The sequence below is a fragment of the Hamadaea sp. NPDC051192 genome, from assembly GCF_040682475.1.
In the GTDB taxonomy this organism is placed as follows: Bacteria; Actinomycetota; Actinomycetes; order Mycobacteriales; family Micromonosporaceae; genus Hamadaea; species Hamadaea flava.
Map to the genome: position 1 here is coordinate 1 of NZ_JBFBAZ010000287.1, position 2,223 is coordinate 2,223.

Below are 2,223 nucleotides of genomic sequence, written 5' to 3' on the forward strand. Positions count from 1 at the left end.
CCCGACCACGCCCCTCCCCCTCACCCCCACGACCCCCACCCCCTCCCCGCCCCCCCCACCCCATCCGCGCCGCCCCCTCGCCCCCCTCCCCTTCCGCGTTGATCATGGAGTTAACTGTGGTCTCGTCGGCGTGGCGTGGCTGGAAACTCCATGATCAACGGCGAGCGGCGGCCAGCGGGCCAGTCGGTCCGGCCTCAGCGGAGGCCGCGCTCGATGAGGTGCGTCGGCAGCACCTCCGTACGCGGCCACGTCTTGTCCCCGGCGATCCGGGCGAACAGCAGTTCCGCCGCCCGCCGGGCCAGCTCCCGGGTGTCGTACGCGATCACAGTGAACCGGCGCGGCATCAGGTAGGACAGCTCGAAGTCGTCGAAGCCGAGCAGTTCGGCGTCGCTGCCGCGGCGTACGAGTTCTTGCAGTGCGCCGACCGTGATCCGGTTGTTGAGGCACACGTACGCATCTACATCGGACAGTTCGGCCACGACCGCCGCTGCACTATCCGGATCCTTGACCCCCTCGCGGACCAGCGCGGGATCGTAGGGCAGGCCGGCGGCGGCCAGCGCCTCCTGCGCCCCGGCCAGGCGTTCCCGCATGGTGTAGACGCCGACCGAGTCGAGCAGGACGGCGATTCGCCGGTGGCCGCCGGCGAGGAGCCGCTCCACCCCGGCCCGAGTGCCGCCCCGGTTGTCCAGCAGGACGGTGTCGGCGACCAGACCGCCCCCGGGCCGGTCGAGGAACACCACCGGGAGACCCCGTTCGACCTCCGACCGCAGGAAGCCGTGGTCGTATCCGGCCGGGACGACGATCAGCCCGTCGACCCGGCGCGCGCAGAGATCGCGGAGAAGCAGCTCTTCGCGTGCGGGGTCTTCCTCGGAGCTGGCGGTGAACAGAAGGGTGTCGTGCGCACGGGCGGTCTCGGCGACTACGCCCGCGATGGTGGCGTAGAACGGATTGGCGATCTCCTCGATGAGCAGGCCGACCGTCGCGGTCTGCTGCCCGGAACGCAACGCGCTCGCCAAGTGGTTACGCCGGAAGCCCAGCTCGGCGATCGCCGCCTGGACCCGCTCGGCCAGCTCCGGCTGCACCTGCGGGGAGCCGTTCACCACCCGGGAGACGGTCTTCAGGCTGACCCCGGCGCGTTTGGCCACGTCCACCATCGTGGGCCGCCCGTCGCGCTGCTTCTCCCGCTGACTCCCCACCACGGTGAGGAGGTTACGTCACGGCAACGGTACGCGGGGCTGACAACGTTGTCATACGTCGCTCGGGCTATCCTGCGCGCCATGGATCGTGCTGCTCTTGCCCTCGCCGTCGACATCGGCGGCACCAAAATGGCGGCCTCGCTCGTGAGCGCGGACGGGACGGTGCTCGGTGCGCGGAGCGTACCGACCCTGCCGGGGGACGCCGAAACGGTGTTCGCGCCGCTCGCCGGGCTCATCCGCGAGACGCTGGCCGAGGCGTCGGGGCGGCCGGTCGTCGGCATCGGCATCGGCACCGCCGGCCCGCTCGACCTCGTCGAGGCCACCGTGAGCCCGGTCAACATCCTCGGCTGGCGGGGTTTCCCGCTCGCCCCGCGCGTCGCCGAACTGGCCCCCGGCATCCCCGTACGCATGGCTGGCGACGGGATGTGCGCCGCCGTCGGGGAGCACTGGCGCGGCGCCGCCCGATCGGTGGACGACGTGATCGTCCTGGTCGTGTCGACCGGCGTCGGCGGCGGGCTGATCCAGCACGGCCGGCTGATCAGCGGGCGTACGGGCAACGCCGGTCACATCGGCCACACCGTCGTCGACCTCGATGGCGACCCGTGCCCCTGTGGCGGCCGGGGCTGTGTGGAAGGCATCGCCAGCGGGCCGAGCATGGTCGCCTGGGCACGCCGCCAGGGCTGGGCCGGGGAGTCCGCTGTGGACCTCGCGGCCGCCGCCCGGGACGGCGACAAGGTCGCGACGCAGGCGTTCGAGCGCGCCGGACGCGCCGTCGCGGCGGGGATCGTCTCCGCCGCCGCCATCGCCGACCTGTCGCTGGCCGTCGTCGGCGGCGGCGTGTCCCGGGCCGCCGACGTGCTGCTCCCGCCGCTGCGCCAGGCCATCGCCGACCACGCCAAACTCGGCTTCCTGCGCGACCTCGCGGTCGCCCCGGCGGAATTGGGGAACGCGGCCGGCCTCGTGGGCGCGGCCGCGCTCGCCTTCGAGCCGGAGCGCTACCCCTCCACCCTCCGCCTCTCCAGATCGT

At 73.0% G+C, this 2,223-nt stretch carries 2 protein-coding genes; one reads left to right on the plus strand and one right to left on the minus strand.

Going from position 1 to position 2,223, the window contains the following annotated elements; genetic code table 11:
- Positions 1-194: 194 nt before the first annotated feature.
- Entirely contained in the window at positions 195-1,154 is a 960-nt protein-coding gene (locus tag AB0M47_RS42605; protein ID WP_363424721.1) for a LacI family DNA-binding transcriptional regulator, read from the minus strand.
- A gap of 123 nt (positions 1,155-1,277) precedes the next feature.
- On the opposite strand from AB0M47_RS42605, the gene AB0M47_RS42610 reads away from it, so the two are divergent.
- Positions 1,278-2,223: ROK family protein (locus AB0M47_RS42610; RefSeq protein ID WP_363424718.1), on the plus strand; the 946-nt coding region annotated here is incomplete at its 3' end.